This is a genomic window from Marinactinospora endophytica (genome assembly GCF_054780875.1).
Genome location: NZ_BAAGVM010000008.1, coordinates 51,298 through 68,219 on the forward strand (window position 1 = coordinate 51,298; position 16,922 = coordinate 68,219).

Annotated in this window: 17 protein-coding genes and 1 tRNA gene; 10 read left to right on the forward strand and 8 right to left on the reverse strand. The window is 71.4% G+C overall.

All coding sequences use genetic code 11. The annotated features are described in order from the left end of the window. The first annotated feature begins 38 nt into the window (after nucleotides 1-38). The 4 genes from ACYVHU_RS16030 to ACYVHU_RS16045 all read left to right on the forward strand — a co-directional run bounded on the left by ACYVHU_RS16030 (nucleotide 39) and on the right by ACYVHU_RS16045 (nucleotide 4,185). On the forward strand, nucleotides 39-890 hold the full coding sequence (locus ACYVHU_RS16030) for a PSP1 domain-containing protein (RefSeq protein WP_078763118.1): 852 nt from the start codon (nucleotides 39-41) through the stop codon (nucleotides 888-890). Then, entirely contained in the window at nucleotides 887-2,419 is a 1,533-nt protein-coding gene (locus ACYVHU_RS16035) for an alpha/beta hydrolase (protein WP_498948900.1), read from the forward strand. The genes ACYVHU_RS16030 and ACYVHU_RS16035 overlap by 4 nt, the downstream gene beginning before the upstream one ends. A gap of 126 nt (nucleotides 2,420-2,545) precedes the next feature. After that, a complete protein-coding gene (locus ACYVHU_RS16040) occupies nucleotides 2,546-4,036 on the forward strand; it encodes a molybdenum cofactor sulfurase family protein (protein WP_498948901.1) in 1,491 nt (496 codons plus the stop codon). Nucleotides 4,037-4,111: 75 nt separating this feature from the next. Next, a tRNA-Thr gene (locus ACYVHU_RS16045) sits at nucleotides 4,112-4,185 on the forward strand. A 66-nt stretch (nucleotides 4,186-4,251) separates the two neighbouring features. Here the strand turns inward: ACYVHU_RS16045 and ACYVHU_RS16050 are convergent. From ACYVHU_RS16050 to ACYVHU_RS16065, 4 genes are all read right to left on the reverse strand, one after another. After that, on the reverse strand, nucleotides 4,252-4,395 hold the full coding sequence (locus ACYVHU_RS16050) for an integrase (RefSeq protein WP_498948902.1): 144 nt from the start codon (nucleotides 4,393-4,395) through the stop codon (nucleotides 4,252-4,254). Nucleotides 4,396-4,434: 39 nt separating this feature from the next. Then, a complete protein-coding gene (locus ACYVHU_RS16055) occupies nucleotides 4,435-4,839 on the reverse strand; it encodes a plasmid replication, integration and excision activator (RefSeq protein ID WP_498948903.1) in 405 nt (134 codons plus the stop codon). 153 nt (nucleotides 4,840-4,992) lie between these two features. Continuing rightward, nucleotides 4,993-6,204 (reverse strand): helix-turn-helix domain-containing protein, encoded by a 1,212-nt coding sequence (locus tag ACYVHU_RS16060; protein ID WP_078763125.1) that lies wholly within the window; start codon nucleotides 6,202-6,204, stop codon nucleotides 4,993-4,995. Further along, a complete protein-coding gene (locus tag ACYVHU_RS16065) occupies nucleotides 6,201-6,509 on the reverse strand; it encodes a putative quinol monooxygenase (RefSeq protein ID WP_498948904.1) in 309 nt (102 codons plus the stop codon). Before ACYVHU_RS16065 ends, ACYVHU_RS16060 begins: the two co-directional genes overlap by 4 nt. A 155-nt stretch (nucleotides 6,510-6,664) precedes the next feature. On the opposite strand from ACYVHU_RS16065, the gene ACYVHU_RS16070 reads away from it, so the two are divergent. The 4 genes from ACYVHU_RS16070 (at nucleotide 6,665) to ACYVHU_RS16085 (ending at nucleotide 10,109) form a co-directional block, all read left to right on the forward strand. After that, the gene (locus ACYVHU_RS16070; protein ID WP_078763127.1) at nucleotides 6,665-7,090 is read left to right on the forward strand and encodes an ATP-binding protein; all 426 of its coding nucleotides are present in this window, start codon (nucleotides 6,665-6,667) and stop codon (nucleotides 7,088-7,090) included. A gap of 654 nt (nucleotides 7,091-7,744) precedes the next feature. Next, nucleotides 7,745-8,224 carry a transcriptional regulator gene (locus ACYVHU_RS16075; protein ID WP_498948905.1) on the forward strand — a complete coding sequence of 160 codons (480 nt, stop codon included), beginning with the start codon at nucleotides 7,745-7,747 and terminating at the stop codon, nucleotides 8,222-8,224. Then, the gene (locus tag ACYVHU_RS16080; protein WP_498948906.1) at nucleotides 8,211-8,678 is read left to right on the forward strand and encodes an NUDIX hydrolase; all 468 of its coding nucleotides are present in this window, start codon (nucleotides 8,211-8,213) and stop codon (nucleotides 8,676-8,678) included. Before ACYVHU_RS16075 ends, ACYVHU_RS16080 begins: the two co-directional genes overlap by 14 nt. A 639-nt stretch (nucleotides 8,679-9,317) precedes the next feature. After that, the gene (locus ACYVHU_RS16085) at nucleotides 9,318-10,109 is read left to right on the forward strand and encodes a glucose 1-dehydrogenase (RefSeq protein ID WP_498948983.1); all 792 of its coding nucleotides are present in this window, start codon (nucleotides 9,318-9,320) and stop codon (nucleotides 10,107-10,109) included. A gap of 18 nt (nucleotides 10,110-10,127) precedes the next feature. Here the strand turns inward: ACYVHU_RS16085 and ACYVHU_RS16090 are convergent, their stop codons facing one another. Further along, on the reverse strand, nucleotides 10,128-11,174 hold the full coding sequence (locus tag ACYVHU_RS16090) for an FUSC family protein (protein WP_498948908.1): 1,047 nt from the start codon (nucleotides 11,172-11,174) through the stop codon (nucleotides 10,128-10,130). 250 nt (nucleotides 11,175-11,424) lie between these two features. Between ACYVHU_RS16090 and ACYVHU_RS16095 the strand changes: the two genes are divergently transcribed. Further along, complete coding sequence (locus tag ACYVHU_RS16095; protein ID WP_498948909.1) at nucleotides 11,425-11,865, forward strand: hypothetical protein; 441 nt, start codon at nucleotides 11,425-11,427, stop codon at nucleotides 11,863-11,865. A 12-nt stretch (nucleotides 11,866-11,877) separates the two neighbouring features. Here the strand turns inward: ACYVHU_RS16095 and ACYVHU_RS16100 are convergent, their stop codons facing one another. Then, nucleotides 11,878-13,239: a 6-phospho-beta-glucosidase gene (locus tag ACYVHU_RS16100; protein WP_498948910.1), complete on the reverse strand. Its 1,362-nt coding sequence runs from the start codon at nucleotides 13,237-13,239 to the stop codon at nucleotides 11,878-11,880. Between the two features lie 204 nt (nucleotides 13,240-13,443). On the opposite strand from ACYVHU_RS16100, the gene ACYVHU_RS16105 reads away from it, so the two are divergent. Continuing rightward, nucleotides 13,444-14,607 (forward strand): carbohydrate kinase family protein, encoded by a 1,164-nt coding sequence (locus ACYVHU_RS16105; protein ID WP_078763135.1) that lies wholly within the window; start codon nucleotides 13,444-13,446, stop codon nucleotides 14,605-14,607. An 11-nt stretch (nucleotides 14,608-14,618) separates the two neighbouring features. Here the strand turns inward: ACYVHU_RS16105 and ACYVHU_RS16110 are convergent, their stop codons facing one another. Together ACYVHU_RS16110 and ACYVHU_RS16115 are read right to left on the reverse strand one after the other, a co-directional pair. Further along, entirely contained in the window at nucleotides 14,619-14,768 is a 150-nt protein-coding gene (locus tag ACYVHU_RS16110) for a hypothetical protein (RefSeq protein ID WP_498948911.1), read from the reverse strand. 141 nt (nucleotides 14,769-14,909) lie between these two features. Then, nucleotides 14,910-16,682: a BCCT family transporter gene (locus tag ACYVHU_RS16115; RefSeq protein ID WP_498948912.1), complete on the reverse strand. Its 1,773-nt coding sequence runs from the start codon at nucleotides 16,680-16,682 to the stop codon at nucleotides 14,910-14,912. Between the last annotated feature and the right edge of the window lie 240 nt (nucleotides 16,683-16,922).

Sequence of the window (16,922 nt, forward strand, 5' to 3'; positions counted from 1 at the left end):
CGGGCCGCCGCCCACCCCATAGGGTGACCTCCGTGGGGATGATGATGGCGGTCAGCTTCGAACGGTACGGCCGGCTGTACTACCTCGATCCGGGCGGGCTCACCCCGGCCGTGGGGGACAAGGTCCTCGTCCCCACCGACTCCGGTCCCGAGGTCGCCGAGTGCGTGTGGGCGCCGCAGTGGGTGAGCGAGGACGTCGAGGGGCTGCCGGTGTGCGCGGGCATCGCCACGCGCGCCGACCTCGCCAGGGACGAGCGCAACCGGCGGCGCCGTGGGGCCGCGCGCCCGGTCGTCAAACGGCTCGTCCGCGCCCACGGGCTGCCCATGAAGGTGGTGGGGATCGACTACGTCCCCTCCCCCGAGGTCTTCACCGTGTACTTCTCCTCTCCCCGGCGCGTGGACTTCCGGGAGCTGGTGCGCGAACTCTCGCGGGCGCTGGGCGCCCGGGTGGAGCTGCGCCAGGTCGGCGCCCGAGACGAGGCGCGCCTCCAAGGGGGGATCGGCCCGTGCGGCCGGGACCTGTGCTGTGCCACCTTCCTCAAGGACTTCGAGCCCGTCTCGGTGCGCATGGCCAAGGAGCAGAACCTGCCGGTCAACCCCATGCGCATCTCCGGTGCCTGCGGCCGGCTCATGTGCTGCCTCAAGTACGAGCACCCCCTCTACCAGGAGTTCAAGGCCACCACGCCCGCGCCGGGCAGCCGGGTGTCCACCCCCGAGGGCGACGGGGTGGTCGTCGGGCACGACGTTCCCAGGGAGCGGGTGGTGGTGCGGATCAGCGGCAGCGGGCGACGCTGCGCCTGCGACCGCGCCGACGTCTGCGGACCTCGCCGGGCCTATGACAGCGCCCACCCGCCGGCGCGGACCGGCACGGAGGAAGGAAACGACCGGTGAACAGGTTCGCGGTGCCAGGGGCCGCGTTGGCGTTGGCGCTCCTCGCCTCGGGTTGTGGCGGCGCCTCCCCCCGTGAGGAGGAGGCCCCCGCGCCCCTGCGGGCCTTCTACGAGCAGGAGGTCGCCTGGGAGGACTGCGGTGGCGGGTTCGAGTGCGCCGACGTGCGGGTCCCGCTCGACTACGACGACCCGGCCGGGGCCGAGCTGACCATCGCGGTGATCCGCTTGCCCGCCTCCGGCGCGGATCCGGTGGGGTCGCTGCTGGTCAACCCGGGCGGGCCCGGTGCCTCGGGGGTCGACTACGCGCGCGCGGCGGAGCACATCGTCAGCGAACAGGTGCGAGAGCGGTTCGACGTCGTCGGGTTCGACCCGCGCGGCGTGGGCGGCAGCAGCCCCGTCCACTGCCTGGACCGCGAGGAACTGGACGCCTACCTGGGCGGCCAGTACGACACCGAGGACGGCGACGGTGATCCCACCGAGGTCACCCCCGAAGGGCTGGCGGAGCTGGAGGAGGCCAACCGGGGGTTCGTCGAGGGGTGCGTCGAGCACTCCGGTGACCTGCTGCCCCATATCGGTACGGCCGACGTCGCCCACGACCTCGACGTGCTGCGCGGGGTCCTCGGCGACGACGGGCTCACCTACCTCGGCAAGTCCTACGGCACCTACATCGGGGCGATGTACGCCGAACTCCACCCCGACCGGGTGCGCGCGCTCGTCCTCGACGGGGCCATGGACCCGGAGCTGGGCCAGTTGGAGACCAGCGTGGAGCAGGCGAAGGGGTTCACCACGGCGCTGACCGCCTTCGTCGAGGACTGTCTCTCCCAGGCGGAGTGCCCGTTGGCCGAGGGCGCCGGCACCACCGTCGAGCAGGCCAACGGGCGTCTCACCGACCTGCTGGAGCGGACGGCCGAGGAGCCGTTGCGCAACGGGCTCGGGGACGGGCGCGAGGTCAACCGCGCCAGGGTCGAGACCGGGGTCCTGGCCGCGCTGTACAGCGAGTCCTACTGGCCGCGGGTGCGTTCGGCGCTCACCGACGCCTTCGAGCGCGGAGACGGGACCGCGCTGCTGGAACTCGGAGACGAGCTGTACGGCAGGGAGCCGGGCGGCGGGTACGAGAACTCGACGGCGGCGCTCATCGCCGTCAACTGCGCCGACCGCGCCGCGCCCCGGGACATCGCCGCCTACGAGGAGGCGGCGGACGCCGCCGCCGAGGCGTCCCCCCTGTTCGGCCCGTCGCTGGCGTGGGGAGCGCTGCCGTGCGCCTACTGGCCGCGCGACGCGGTCGCCGAACCCGTCGACATCGACGGGAGCGGCGCGCCCCCGATTCTGGTCGTGGGCACGACCCGGGATTCGGCCACCCCTTACCAGTGGGCGCAGAATCTCGCCGGAGCGCTGGAGTCGGGCGTGCTGGTGACCCGCGAGGGCGACGGGCACACCGCATACCGCACCGGTGACCCCTGCGTGGACGCCGCCGTGGACGCCTATCTGCTGGAGGAGCGGGTGCCGGAGGACGGCACCGTCTGCGCCTGACCGGTCCCCGCCGGCACGGGGACCGGCGGGAGGGGTTCGCCCGGTCGGCTAAATTCTCCACAAAGTCCGCGGCGGCGTGGGCTCGGTGCTCTCCCCGGAGGGAAGATCCCGGCGGGGGGATGCACCATGACGAGGGCCGACTACCCGTCGCCACCACACCTGCTGCCGGAACTACGCCGTCTCCGCGCTCCGGAGCCCCGCCCCCGGCCTCGGCCGGGCAACGCCGTCCCCGGACGGCTGGCCTTTCTCTCCGCCCACCCGGAGTACGGGCTCACCGCGCGGCTCGACGAACTACGCGCCGAGGAGTACGCCCACCTCGACGCCGACGGGCACGTCTACCTCGACTACGCGGGCGCGGGGCTGCCCACCCGCGCCCAGAGTGTGCGGCACGCCGAGCGCCTGCGCGCGGTCCGGGTGGGGTCGGTGGGACTCGGGGCCTCCCGTTCCCACGCGGACCTGATCGAGCAGGCGCGTTCCGCGGTGTTGCGGCATTTCGGCGCCTCTCCGGAGGAGTACACGGTCGTCTTCACCGCGGGGGCGACCGAGGCGTGCCGCCTCGTCGGCGAGTGCTACCGGTTCGGACCCGGCGGACGGTTCGTGCACCTGCTGGACGGGCACCAGGCCGTCAACGGCATCCGTGGGTTCGCCCGGGCCAAGGGGGCCGAGGTGCGGACCGTCGGCCTGGCAGGCCCCGAACTGCGCGGGGACGAGGCGCGGTTGCGCGCCCTCCTCGAACGGCCCGCCGCGCGGCCGAGGCTGCGCCGCGCCCACGGCGGGGCGGGGGGCGGCGCCGGCCTGTTCGCCTATCCGGCGCAGAGCAACTTCACCGGTGTCCGCCACCCGTTGGAGTGGGTCGGCCTTGCCCGCGAACGGGGTTTCGACGTGCTCCTGGACGCCGCCGCGTCCGTGTCCTCCCGCCGGCTCGACCTGGGCGCGGTGGCCCCGGACTTCGTCGCGGTGAGCTGGTACAAGGTGTTCGGCCCTCCCGCCGGATTGGGGAGCCTGGTCGCCCGCCGTGCCGCGCTGGCCCGGCTGGAGCGGCCGCTGGCGGGGGTGTGCGAGGAGGACGTGCCGGGCCCCGCGGCCCTCCAGGGGCTCCTGGAGGGGCTGCGCCTCCTCGACGAGGTGGACGTCGACACCGTGGACCTGCGCGTCCGGTGTCTCACCGACCGGTTGCTGGAGCGCCTCACCTCGGCCCGGCACGCGACCGGGATGCCCTTGGTGCGGGTCTACGGCCCCGACGGCGCCGAGGGACGGGGCGGCATCGTCACCTTCAACCTCCTCGACCCCTCCGGGGCCGTGGTGGACGAGCGGATCGTCGCCCGTGACGCCGCGGCCCAGCGCATAACGCTGCGCGTCGGGGACTTCCACAACCCGGGAGCGGCCGCCGCGGCGCTCGCCCTCGACCGCGACCGTCTGTCGGCCCGGCCGGCGCCCGCCATGGTCGTCGACGAGGTCCTCGACCGCCTGGGGCCGTCTCCGGCGCGGGCGGTCCGCGTCTCGACCGGCATCGTCTCCGACCTGACCGACGTGTCGCGTTTCGTCGAGTTCGCCGTTGACACCTACCTCGATCGCTTCCCCGACCGGGGCGGCCTGCTGTCCCGCCCCGGCCCCTGATCCCGCGCCGCGGCGGGGCGCGAGCACTCTCCGGAGGGGGTTAGACTGGTGGTCGTCTCGTCAGCGACGAGACGTGCCGCCTTAGCTCAGTCGGCCAGAGCGACGCACTCGTAATGCGTAGGTCGTCGGTTCGATTCCGACAGGCGGCTCCCAGGTCAAAGGGCCTCTCCCGCACTCGGGAGAGGCCCTTTGCTAACACCCTTGCTAACACGCGCTCAGCCGTCGGCGAGCGCCTGGGCGAAGACCTCGGCCGCCGCCGTCTCGGCGTCGCGCACCACGTGCGCGTAGACCCGCAACGTGATCGCCGGATCGGCGTGCCCCAACCGAGCCGCCACCACATGGACCGGAACGCCCGCCATGAGCAGCGTTGTCGCGTGCGGGTGCCGAAGACCGGTGTCCTACGCGCCGGAGGCGGTCGGGACCTTGCGTGAGGACGAGGCGCCTGGGGTCTTCACACCCTTGGCGCGCAGCGAGTAGGCCACCCGGGGACGGCGCCCGTTGTCGTCGACGTAGGGCATGACCGACATGGACTCGAACTCCACCGGCCGGAACGGCAGCCCCGGTACCTCGTCCGGCAGGGTGGGGCAGACCTCGGAGGCCACCTTGACCTTCACGCTCTTGGCCTTGCCGCGCGCCTCGGGGTCGGCGTCGATCACATCCACGGACCACAGCGGCAGGCCGGTGGCCCTGTCGGTCTGGGGACGCTTGGTCTCGAAGTCGGTGATCGCCCCCACCCCGAGCGCGTAGCAGCCGTGCGGGAACACCGTTGTGAACTCCACCGGGATCGCGCCCTGAATCGCCATCGACAACCTCCTTCAATCGGCGCCCGACCAGGCCGGACGCATACGAAAGCGTGTGGGACATCGCCCCTTCCGGACACGGAAGGTGAGCGGCGATGACCCACACGCTAAACCGTACTTTTAGTTTTGTCTAGTACTTCATGTACCACCTAGTACTCAGAGTGCGCCGACCCTTCGCGCGAGCGCGTGCAACGCGGGACCGGGAGGGTCCTGAATCGTCAGCAGATCCCCGATCGCCTGCCGCACCAATGGGTGGGTGTGCACCTGTTCGGGAGTGACCTCTTCGGCTCGCTCCAGCGTGGACACCGCCTGATCGACGTTGCGACGCTGGAGGTGAGCCCGTGCGACGTCGATGAGGAAGCGCCCTTGCCGCTCCGCGGACAGCCCCGAGGCGTCGACCCCTTCGGCCGCCCGCAGGGCGACGCCGGCGTCCCCCAGCTCCACCGCGACGGCGACCTCATGGAGCGCGACGTTGGTCAACCCGAACTCGGTGTTGTAGTCGTTGCGCTCGGTCCCGATGCGTTCGGCCACCGACCGGGCGTGCGCGATGTTGCGGTAGGCGGCGGTCGCGTCGTTGCGCCGAGCTGCGGCCACGGCCCGTTGCAAGGTCAAAGCGCCGAAGATCGACATCGCCTCCGGATCCCCACCGCCTTCGGCCAGCGGAGACAGCGCCTCGCAGGCGGTCCCGGCGGTCGCCTCCACCTGATCGAAGTGACGCGCTCCCTGGAAGGTCAGGCAGAGCCGGAACTCCCCGGCCGCCATGAGCAGCGGGTCACCGGCCCGCTCCGCCGCCGTGATGGCGCGGTCCGCAGCGATCCAGGCCGCCTCGAACTCGCCCATCTTGGTCAGCGCCGAGGAGCACGCCTGATAGGTGGCGTTGAGGAGCCGGAACAGTTCCACGCGATCCCCGTTGGGCACCGCCCGCGCCGCAGCCTCCAGGGTGGGGATCAGCGACTCCAGCTCTTCGGTCAGCTCCAGATAGCGGCTCTCGTGAGTCAGGGTCCAGGCGCGTTCCACCCGCCGACCCAGTTCCGCCACGTCGACGGGTTCGTGGTCCGCGCGCAGCATGGCGCTCAGAGCGTGCGCGCCACTGAGGACCAGGCGCAGACGACTGTTTCCCGGCGTCTCCTCCGCAGTCGAGGCGACGATGGGCGCTTCGGCGGCGAGGTCGCTCAGCGGCACCTCAAGGACGTCGGCGATGATCTCCAGCACCGACATCCGGTCGATCTTGCGCACCCCGCGTTCGACCTGGGATACCCACGCCTCCGATCGGCCGACACGGCCCGCGAACTCACGTTGGGATAGCCCGCGCCGCTTGCGGTACTTGGCGATCTTGCGCCCGAGTGCCCGCTGGTAGTCCTCGCTCACCCGGACACGCCCTTGCCATCCTGGAGAGCCAGGAAGTCCACCTCGAAGGTGTCGAGGTAGGCGCCGCGCGCCTCAAGGAACCTCTTCACATAGGGCTGTTCCTCGTGCGCGTCGAACGCGGCCCGGTCGCGGTACAGCTCGTAGAAGACGCGCTCCAGCGGCTTGCCGTCGACCTGATGCACCGCGTAGACGAGCGTGCCCGGCTCGTTCTCCCTGATGCGCGGAAGCGTCTCCGCCACCAGGCCGTCGAAGCCGGCCGCGCTCTCCGCGTCCTTCAGCGTGAATCGGACGAACAGTCCGAACATGTGGACTCCTCAGCTTGCATGGACAGCAGTAGTACTAATTGTGCGCCAAACGTAGCGCCAGTAACAGATACCTCGTGTACGGTAGCCGTACTAATAGTACTAGAGACGCAGCTCAGTGTCTCTCAGGGCTGCCTGACTCGTGAGGTGAAACCAGCATGTTTCGTATCAACGACCAGGATCGACCCTCCGACTCCCACTGCCGTTGGTTTCCCGGTTACCCCTCCCAGGTGGCGGCCGCCCGCTGGTTCGTCATCGACCGGCTCCACGGCTGCTCCCGTGCCGACGACGCGAGCCTTCTCGCCAGTGAGCTGGCCACCAACGCCATCCGCCACACGCGTTCACGACGCTGGCGCACCGGATTCCTGCTGACCGTCGACCACACCCCCGGACTCCGCCTGCGCGTCACCGTGCGCGACGCCGGTGCGCTGGAAACGGACAAGAAGCCCTGCGCGACCCTCCCCGCGCCCGACGCCCTACATGGGCGCGGCCTGTTCCTCGTCAACTCCATCGCGAGCCGCTGGGGCACCCGCAGGGAACACCTCGGACGCAAGACCTGGTTCGAGCTTGACTGCCACAGGTGAACACCCCTGCACGGAATGTCCCTGGACCGGCGAGCGCATCCCGGAGAAGGAGAGGTGGACACATGATCGGCCTGTTTCCACCTGCGCCTCTGCGTGATGACGCCTTGAATGGCCATTCGCTGCCGAGTTGAGCTGTATGAGATCAAGGCGACGGCGCTTCGCGCCGTCGCGATGTCTGGGGGTGGCTCCGGCTGCGGGCTGCCGCCCGGTCCGGAGCCACCCCCAAAAGGCTTCTGATGCCGCTTGCCGCAGGCGACCGCCCAACCGCCGCAGTTATCGAGCTGTGGTTCCTGACGTCCTCGGGTCCCGTGGCACTCGATCGCGCGACTCTGCCTGTCTGTGGCTGAGGACTCCGGCGCGATCGAGCACCACGGACCGAGGACCGTGGTTGCCCACCGCTGTGGTTGCCGAGATCTCAGGTGACGCAAGGCGGTCCCCAATCCCTCGGCGTCGCCTCCCGTGCTAACACGGCTGCTAACAACGGCCTCGGACAGGTCTGGATAGTCCCGGAATCATCGCCCTCTCGGAAAGGCGTTCACCCAGCTCAGACACCGGACCCGGACGTCCCCGGACATCTCTCGCCAGACTCATAATGCGTAGGTCGTCGGTTCGATTCCGACAGGCGGCTCAGGGAAACCCCAGGTCACAAACTATGTGACCTGGGGTTTTGTGTTGTTCGGGTTCTCCGGCGCGTTCTTCGCTCAGTCCAATCCGCATGTAGCCGAGATGCTCTCCGAGCGCGCTGCGGAGGGAGTCCAGGTGCGCCTGTGCCTCAGCGACCCGGACGGCCAAGCGGTTGCGATCCGAGGCCGCGAAGAGGGAATCGGTGACACTCTGGCCGCCAAGATCCGGGCGTCATTGACGTCCTATCGGCCCCTCCTGGGGGAGGCCGGGTGTGCCGCACGCCTCCACGACACCACGCTCTACACATCCCTGTTCCGCTACGACGACAACCTTCTGGTCAACCCCCACATCTGGGGGCGGCCGGCGAGCGCCAACCCTCTGCTTCACCTCAAGAGAACTGAAGGAACCGGGTGGTTCGATAATTACGCTCAGAGTTTCGACTCCGTCTGGGCCGCTGCGCGGCCCTGGACACCGGACCATGAGAGGACCGTCACCCATGGGCAGGACTGAGTACTACAACGACCCGGCTGCCCCGAAGGCGAACACCCTCATCCCGGCCAGCAACCTGCTCGTCGTCGACGAGACCGGAGCCATCCTTCTTCAGCGCCGCCGCGACACCGGCCAGTGGGCGCTTCCTGGAGGCGCGCAGGATATCGGCGAGACGGCGGCAGAGTGCGCGGTACGCGAGTGTCTGGAAGAGACTGGCATCGTCGCCGAGATCACCGGCTTTCTCGGCGTCTACACCAACCCGAATCACATCGTCGCCTACAGCGACGGAGAGATTCGCCAGCAGTATGAGAACACCTACATCGGCCGTCCCGTCGGCGGAGCTCCCACGATCAACGACGAGGCCGACGGGGTTCGCTTCGTCCAGGCGGCCGACCTCGACCAGTACGACATCCACCCGAGCATGCGCCAGCAGATCGGGGACTACCTGGCTGGTACCTACCCTTATCTCGGCTGAGCGGCCGGCGCCGCCTCGATGCCTCCGCTCGGCGTGGCCCGGCCGAGCCGCCACCACGTGGACCGGAGCGCCTTCCGACCACGCCCAGGCGGCCGTCGCCGAGCCGTTCGGTCCGTCCACGGCCGACCGGAGTCTCACCCCGGCCTGTCTCGCGCCGGATGGGTGGCGCGGCCGGCCCTCTCGGCCGTCGCCGGCGTCCGGGGCGAGGTCGTTCCCGCCGACGGCGCGGAGAAGGACGGTGAGGCGATGCTGGCCCGGATCGAGGCCCCGGCGCCGTCGGCCCCATCGACCGCGCGGAACATGCGCCCAGGGGTGGTGGTGCGCCCCTCGGGGCCGCGACGGCAAGGGCGACACCGCGTCCCTCCTCCCTGCCGGTTCTCTACGCCGGGAGGCGGGGCCCCCGCTCTCCAGGGCTCCGGCGGCCGGATCTCCGGAAGGCGGGACCTCCCGTCCCCGCAGGGGTCCCCCACCGTTTGTGCCGGGGGGCCTCGGGTAACCGGCCACGGTAGGCACCCGCGCGAACCAGGAGGGAAGGTCGAGATGGCCTCAGCGGCACAGGGATCCGGCGGTTCGGGGGAGCGGTACCCGCGTCCGGAGTTCTCCGAGCAGCGGCAACGTCCCCCGGGCGACACGGCGGCGATGGACCCGCGGCCCGACCACGGCGAGCGCACCTACCGGGGCAGCGGCCGGCTTGAGGGCAAGAAGGCCGTCATCACCGGGGCCGACTCCGGGATCGGCCGGGCCGTCGCCCTGGCCTTCGCCCGCGAGGGCGCCGACGTCCTCGTCTCCTACCTGGACGAGGAGGAGGACGCGCGCGAGACCGTCCGGCTGGTGGAGGAGGCCGGCCGCACCGCCGTGCAGGTGCCGGGCGACGTCGCCGATCCCGCGCACTGCCGCCACATCGTCGCGACCGCGGTCGAGGCGTTCGGCCGGATCGACGTGCTCGTCAACAACGCCGCCTTCCAGATGACCCGGGCGTCCCTGGAGGAGATCCCCGACGAGGAGTGGGACCACACCTTCCAGACCAACATCACCGCGATGTTCCACCTGTGCAAGGCCGCGGTCCCCCACATGCGGCCGGGGTCCTCGATCATCAACACCTCCTCGGTCAACTACAGCAGTCCCAAGCCGATGCTGCTCGCCTACTCCGCGACCAAGGCGGCCATCGTCAACTTCACCGGGGGCCTGGCCCAGCTCCTCGGGGAGAAGGGCATCCGGGCCAACAGCGTGGCACCGGGGCCCATCTGGACCCCGCTGATCCCCTCGACCATGCCCGCCGAACAGGTCGCCCAGTTCGGCGCGGACGCGCCCTTGGGACGCCCGGGGCAGCCGGCCGAGCTCGCGCCCGTCTACGTCATGCTCGCCTCCGACGAGTCGGGCTACACCTCGGGTGCCTGCGTCGCCGTCACCGGCGGAACACCGATCATGTGACCCTCGCGCCGCGCCGGTTCAGCCCGGCCGGCGCCCGCCCAGCCGGTCGAGGTCGCGCGCGGCCGACCTCAGCCGGTTGAGCACGTCGGCGGTGGCCGGGTCGTGTCCGTCGCCGCCCAGGCCCTCGGGGCCGCCGGGGACCGCGGATTCGTCCCCGGTGGGCCGCTCGGCGGCCAGGTCGGCCCGGGCCGTGGCGCGCAGCCCGCGGGCCAGGTCGGTCAGCGCCACCGCGACGACGGCCGCGTCATGCCCCTCGCGCTCCCCCTCCTCCAGCCAGCGGTGGACTCCGCGCACGGCCTCCAGGACGCTCGCGCACAGCAGGTCCAACTCGGCGATCCGGTGCTCGATCCGGTAGTCGCGCCGCCGTGTCCCCCAGCCGCGCAGGGTGAGACGGGTCATCCGCCGTCCACTGTCGCGCGCCTCGGTCACCGCGGCCAGGTCGAGCTGGGCCGCGCGTATCCGGCGTATCCCGATGACCGCCCGGCCCGGGTCCCCCTCCTCCACGGCCTCGACGGCCCGGCGCACCCCCTCGTCGAGCCGGCCCAGGACCGCCCGGGTGAGCTCGATCGCGCGCGTCCACGGGCCCGGCGTGAAGAGCACCTGGCTGACCAGCAGCGCCAGCCCGCCCCCCACGAGCGCGTCCACCAGGCGCTCGATGCCGCCCTGCTGGTCCTGGGTGGCCACCACCAGCACCGCCGAGGCGCCGGCCTGCACCACGGGCAGCGGCCGGGCGATGACCGCGGTCGCGGCCAGCATCCCGACGAACGCCACCCCGGCGACGGCGACCCCGCCCGTGAAGTGCAGCGCCACCGCGGTGACCTCCCCGATGGCCACGCCCAGCACGACGCCGGTCAGCATGTCCACGGCCTGCCGGCCGCGCGCCCCCAGCCCCGCGGACAGGCACACGATCGCCGAGATGGGGGCGAAGAAGGCCTGGGAGTGGCCGAGCAGGTCCCGGGCGATCCACCAGGCCACCCCGGCGGTCGCCGCGGCCTGGAGACAGGGCCACCAGGCCGACCGCAATTGGCGTCGCGAACGCGACAGCAGGTTCGCGAGGAGCCCCATAGGCCCAGTACAACGGCAGGGGGGTGCGCTGGCAACGCGCCAGGCCGGGGCCATGTATGGGGCCGTCCTCGGCGGGAAGGACGGGGACATGTTCTTCTTCTTCAGCAACCGGCTCGGCTGCCTCGGTTCCATCGCCGTCTCGGTGGCCCTGACGGCCCTGCTCCTGCTGCTCCTGTACTCCTGCCGCTGACCGTTTCCGGTCGTCGTGCCGCTCCCGGGCCGGACCGGCACGGCGGACTAGGGTCGGGTCATGAGCCTGCTACTCATGGTGATGGCCCTGCTCGGGGCGCTCGTCGTACTGGGGGCCGGAGCCGGTGTGACGGCATGGGCGCGCATGGCTCTGGGGGAGCGGCGGACCGGGAACGCCCGCACTGTTGAGGGCGGCGGGGAGCCGTCCGCGCCCGTCGCGCCGTCGGAGGAGCGGCGCGAGGAGGCCACGGCGCAGGACCCGATTCCCGCCGACGCGGAGGCGCCGACCGGGCCCAACGCCTCCTTCGCGGGGGAGGACCCGCACGGGAGCCTCGTCCCCGACGCTCCGCCCTTGCCCGACCTGCCCTTCGAGCGCGTCCGCGAGCTGATCGCGCTGGGGCGCGAGGACGACGCCGTGGCGGTCGTGCGCGAGGCGACCGGAATGGACCTGCACCGGGCCCGCCAGACCGTGGATCGCGTCCGCGCCGGGGAGGGGCGCTGAGCCGCGACCGGATCACGGGCGGGGCAGCACCTCGGCGAGTGCGGGAAAGGCCCGCAGGTAACCGTCGAGCAGGGCGCGGGCGGCGGGCACCGAACCGATCAGGGGGTGGGTGGCGAACGCGCGCAGGGCCGGCGTGCGCGATCCGGTGCGCACCGCCTCGGCCACGTCCCGCTCGACCGAGGCGACCGCCTGGACCAGGGACGACTGGTGGGCGCTGAGACGCCCGCCGGCGAGCGGACGGGCGCCGTTGGCGTCGACCAGACACGACACCTCCACCACCGCGTCGTCGTCCAGGCCGTCGATCGTCCCCCGGTTACGGGTGTTCACGATGAGCCGGGCCGGCTCGTCCCGCGCGATCGCCCGCATCACCGCCAGCGCGACCCGCTCGTAGCCGCCGCCGTCGAGGTCCTCGGCGGCGCGCTCGACCCCACCGGCGGCGCGGCGGTTGTCGGCCATGTAGGTCTCCTCGCGCGCCAGCCGGGCCCGCTCCCACAGCGCGGCGGCCTCGCGGGGCCGGCCGGGCGCCTCACGGTAGAAGTCGGCCTGCTGGGCCGTGATCTGCTCGCCGCGTGTGGCCTCCCCGGCGTCGGCCGCGCCGTCCCCCATGTAGTAGTAGTGCAGGTACTCGTTGGGCAGCGACCCGAGCGCGCGCAGCCACGCCGCGCCGAACAGCCGCCCCTCCTCGAAGGACTCCAGCGCGGCCTCGTCGGCGAGGAGGTCGCCGAGCCGGTCCCGGCCGTCGTGGTACAGCCCGCGCAGCCAGCCCAGGTGGTTGAGACCGGCGTAGTCGAACCGGACGGTGGCGGGGTCCAGACCGAGGGCGCGGGCCGCCCGCCGCCCCAGCCCGACGGGGGAGTCGCAGATGCCGATCACCCGGTCGCCGAGCACGTCGGCCATTGCGCGGGTGACCAGCCCCGCCGGGTTGGTGAAGTTGATGACCCAGGCGTCGGGGGAGCGTTCGGCGAGGACGCGCGCGATCTCCGTGACCACGGGAAGGGTGCGCAGCCCGTAGCTGATCCCTCCGGCGCCCACCGTCTCCTGGCCCAGGACGCCCGCGGCCAGCGCCACCCGCTCGTCCAGGATCCGCCCGGCCATCCCGCCCACCCGGATCGCCGAGAAGACGATGTCGCAGCCGGTGAGGGCGGTCTCGAGGTCGGTCTCGACGCGCACCGGGGGACCGGAACCGCCGTGGGCGGCGCGGTGTTCGGCCCGGTGGTGTTCGACCACCGCACCGATCGCCTCCAGGCGCCGCCGGTCCTGGTCGAACAGGACCACCTCGGTGATGGGGGAGTCTCCGCGCGACACGTCGGACAGCAGGGCCCGGTAGACCAGCGGCACCCGGAACCCGCCCCCGCCGAGGATCGTCAGTCGCACGCCCAGCTCCCTTCCGTCCGTCGCCACCGCGCCCCACAGTAGTGCGCGGCCCGATCGTCCCACGTGACGATCGGCATGATCGGCGGCGGATGACGGACACGTTGGCTACCCTTCACTCCAAGCCGCCCGGACCTCGCCAGGGCGCAGGGCGGATATGCCGGATCACCACTTCCGATCACGGGGAACGCGGGCAGGAGAGCCAGCATGGCGACGAATGGGCGAGCGAAGGGCGAGAACGCCGCCGGCCACGAGCCGGAGTACGACAAGCTTGAGACGACCCCGCTGGTCGGCGAGCCGCGTGACCTGTTGGCCGGCGAGCGTTCCAGCGACGGTCCCGAGATCGACCTGGCGCTGAGCGGCACGGTCTTCTTCGACATCGTGCTGACGGGGCTCGTCGCGCCCCCGGCCAGTGGCACCGAGGTCGACGCCGAGGGCATGGGGTCCTGTCCGGGGGGTGTGGCCAACCTCGCCGTCGCCGCGTCCCGGCTGGGCCTGCGCACGGCGGTGGCCGCCGCGTTCGGGGAGGACGTCTACGGGGACTTCTGCTGGGAGACGCTGTCGGAGCAGGAGATGGTGGACCTCGGGGCGTCCCGCCGCATCCCCGACTGGCACTCCCCGTTCACCGTCTCACTGGCCTACCGGGGTGATCGCAGCATGGTCACCCACGAACACCCCTCGCCCCTGCCCCTGGAGGAGATGGCGCGCGGGCTGCCCCGGGCCAGGGCCGCGTTCATCAGCCTGGGCGCCGACGCCGACGTTCCCGAGTGGGCCTTGGAACAGTCCGCCAACGGGGCCAAGCTGTTCGCCGACGTCGGCTGGGACGACAGCCAGCGCTGGCCGGAGTCGGTACTGGAGCAGCTGCGCCACTGCCACGCCTTCATGCCCAACGCGATCGAGGCGATGTCCTACACCCGCACCGGCAGCCCGGCCTCAGCGCTGGCCGCGTTGACCGAGTACGTCCCGATCGCGGTCGTCACCGACGGTCCACGCGGGGCGCTCGCGGTGGACCAGCTCACCGACGAGAGCGCCGAGGTGGACGGCCTGGTCATGGACGCGATCGACACCACGGGGGCCGGGGACGTGTTCGGCGCGTCCTTCATCGTCGGGACGCTCGCCGGCTGGCCGCTGGAGCAGCGGCTGCGGTTCGCCAACCTGTGCGCCGCGCTGTCGGTGCAGCACACGGGCGGGTCGCTGTCGGCGCCGGGCTGGGCCGACATCGCCACCTGGTGGGTGCGGGTCCATTCCGGTTCGCGGGCCGCGGAACGCCGGCTCGCCGAGGAGTACGGTTTCCTGTCCGATCTCGTGCCGATGCCGTGGCGGCCCACCGACCGGCGACGGGCCAGCGCGACCATCGGCCTGCGCCACTGACCGAGCCGGGGTCAGGTGCCCCGTCGCTGCACCCACCCCCATATGGCGGTGGCGACGAACAGGACCGCGCCGATCACGAACAGCCAGAACAGGCCCTTGACGACGAGTCCGAGAATGGCCAGGACCAGCCAGACGGCCAGCAGCAGGACCAGGTTCAGCATGGCGGTCTCCTCCCTGTACTCCCTTCGGGCGGGATGGTCCGGTCCCTACCCGCGGCCGGGACGGCCATGCGGCTGTGGGAAGCGGCGAAGGGGGCCCGCCGGAGCGGACCCCCTTCGAACACGACATTTCGGAGCGAACGCCTAGTGATCGTCCTTCTTGCGGACGACCACGTGAGGGGCGGCGTCGGGGGTGTCGGGCTCGTCGTCGATCGGCGAGATCTCGATCTGGAAGTCGCCGTCGTACTCCTGCGCGCCGGTGACCACGGCCGCCGTGACGAGTTCGCGCGCCTTGTGGGAGCGGACGATCAACGGGTCGCGCTGGAGGTCCTTCACCAGGGCGGCGCACAACAGGATCATCACCAGCGTCCAGGGCGCGGCGACCAGGATCGTGAGGTTCTGCAGACCGTCGAGCGCGTCGCCGTCGGTCCCGCCGACCAGCAGCATGATCGCGGCGACCGCGGCGATGAGGATGCCCCAGAACACGGTCATCGCCCGCTTCGGGTCGTTCGCGCCGCGCTGGGACAGGGTGCCCATGACGATCGACGCGGAGTCCGCCCCGGTGATGAAGAAGATGGCGACGAGCAGCGCCACGAGCACGCTGACCGCGGTGGCCCACGGGAAGTTCTGCAACAGCCCGTACAGCTGCGCCTCCGCGCTGGCCTGCCCGGCGAGGTCGACGCCGGAGGACTGGAGGTCGATCGCGGTGCCGCCGAGGATCGCGAACCACACGAGACTGACGGCGCTGGGCACCAGGATCACGCCGGAGACGAACTGACGGATGGTGCGGCCGCGGCTGATCTTGCCGATGAACATGCCGACGAACGGCGTCCAGGAGATCCACCAGGCCCAGTAGAAGATCGTCCAGCCGCCGAGCCAGTCGCCGGTCCCCTCGCCGCCGGAGGCCTCGGTCCGGGCCGCCATGGCGAAGAAGTCCTGGAAGTAGGTCCCCAGCGACGTGGGGATCATGTCCAGGATGTAGACGGTGGGGCCGGTGATCAGCAGGAACAGCAGCAACAGGGCGGCCATCCCCATGTTGATATTGGACAGCCACTGGATGCCCTTGTCGATGCCGGACACGGCCGACAGGACGAAGCACACCATCAGGGCGGCGATGATGCCGATGAGCAGGCCGATCCCGATCGTGCTCACCCAGCCCAGTTCCTGGAGGCCGCCGGCGATCTGCAACGCGCCCAGGCCCAGCGAGCAGGCCGAACCGAACAGCGTCGCGAAGATCGCGAGCACGTCGATGAGGCGGCCGATGGGGCCGTTCGCCGCCTTCTCCCCGATCAGCGGGATGAACGCGGCGCTGATCAGCTGGCGGCGGCCGCGCCGGTAGGTGCCGTAGGCGATGGCCAGGCCCACCACGGCGTAGATCGCCCACGGGTGCAGCGTCCAGTGGAACAGGGTGGTGGCCATCGCGGTGGTCGCGGGGTTGCTCCCCTCCATTCCGGGGGGAGAGGTCGTGAAGTGGGCCAGGGGCTCACTCACGCCGTAGAACATCAGGCCGATGCCCATGCCGGTGGCGAACAGCATGGCGATCCATGACAGGGTTCTGTACTGCGGGGGCTCGTCGTCGCGGCCCAGTGTGATGTTGCCGTACTTGCTGAAGGCGAGCCACAGGGCGAGGAAGACGAAGGCCGAGGCGGCGAGGACGAAGCCCCAGCCGCCGTAGTGGATCAGGCCGCCGAGGGCCGCTCCCGCGACGTTCCCCAGAGACTCGGAGGACAGCGCGCCCCACGCGACGAAGGCGAGGGTCAGCGCTCCGGCGACCCCGAACACCACCCAGTCGGTCTTCGGCGCGCGGTCGGCCTTGGTCGTTTGCGGGGGTTCCCACAGCAGGTCCTCGGTTGTGTACAGCTCACCGGACGTGGATCCGGTGCTCTCGGTAGAACCGGATTGGTCGTCCGGTCGCATATGTCCGTTGTCTACCGCCACGGTGATCGGCGCGTCGGGCGCCGCCTCCTCTCAGGCCGTTGTTCTTCGCCAGCCCGTATCGCGGCCCCGGCGTCGGGGGTCTTCGCACTTCGCGGAGGCCATAGCCGTGCGCGGTTCGGTCAGGGCAGACGCCTTGTACCCATTCGGGGCCAGGATGAACATTCGTCTTCCCGGGGCCGTCTCCGATCCCTCCGGGGCGTGGCGAAAGCGGCACGCAAT

What these genes read in the sequence shown, in the direction of transcription:
- ACYVHU_RS16070 (WP_078763127.1), top strand. Translation starts at nt 6,665, where the DNA reads ATGTTTCGTATCAACGACCAGGATCGACCCTCCGACTCCCACTGCCGT.
- ACYVHU_RS16090 (WP_498948908.1), bottom strand. Translation starts at nt 11,174, where the DNA reads ATGGGGCTCCTCGCGAACCTGCTGTCGCGTTCGCGACGCCAATTGCGG.
- ACYVHU_RS16050 (WP_498948902.1), bottom strand. Translation starts at nt 4,395, where the DNA reads ATGGCGGGCGTTCCGGTCCATGTGGTGGCGGCTCGGTTGGGGCACGCC.
- ACYVHU_RS16065 (WP_498948904.1), bottom strand. Translation starts at nt 6,509, where the DNA reads ATGTTCGGACTGTTCGTCCGATTCACGCTGAAGGACGCGGAGAGCGCG.
- ACYVHU_RS16055 (WP_498948903.1), bottom strand. Translation starts at nt 4,839, where the DNA reads ATGGCGATTCAGGGCGCGATCCCGGTGGAGTTCACAACGGTGTTCCCG.
- ACYVHU_RS16110 (WP_498948911.1), bottom strand. Translation starts at nt 14,768, where the DNA reads ATGCTGAACCTGGTCCTGCTGCTGGCCGTCTGGCTGGTCCTGGCCATT.
- ACYVHU_RS16085 (WP_498948983.1), top strand. Translation starts at nt 9,318, where the DNA reads ATGGACCCGCGGCCCGACCACGGCGAGCGCACCTACCGGGGCAGCGGC.
- ACYVHU_RS16080 (WP_498948906.1), top strand. Translation starts at nt 8,211, where the DNA reads ATGGGCAGGACTGAGTACTACAACGACCCGGCTGCCCCGAAGGCGAAC.
- ACYVHU_RS16040 (WP_498948901.1), top strand. Translation starts at nt 2,546, where the DNA reads ATGACGAGGGCCGACTACCCGTCGCCACCACACCTGCTGCCGGAACTA.
- ACYVHU_RS16105 (WP_078763135.1), top strand. Translation starts at nt 13,444, where the DNA reads ATGGCGACGAATGGGCGAGCGAAGGGCGAGAACGCCGCCGGCCACGAG.
- ACYVHU_RS16030 (WP_078763118.1), top strand. Translation starts at nt 39, where the DNA reads ATGATGATGGCGGTCAGCTTCGAACGGTACGGCCGGCTGTACTACCTC.
- ACYVHU_RS16095 (WP_498948909.1), top strand. Translation starts at nt 11,425, where the DNA reads ATGAGCCTGCTACTCATGGTGATGGCCCTGCTCGGGGCGCTCGTCGTA.
- ACYVHU_RS16115 (WP_498948912.1), bottom strand. Translation starts at nt 16,682, where the DNA reads ATGCGACCGGACGACCAATCCGGTTCTACCGAGAGCACCGGATCCACG.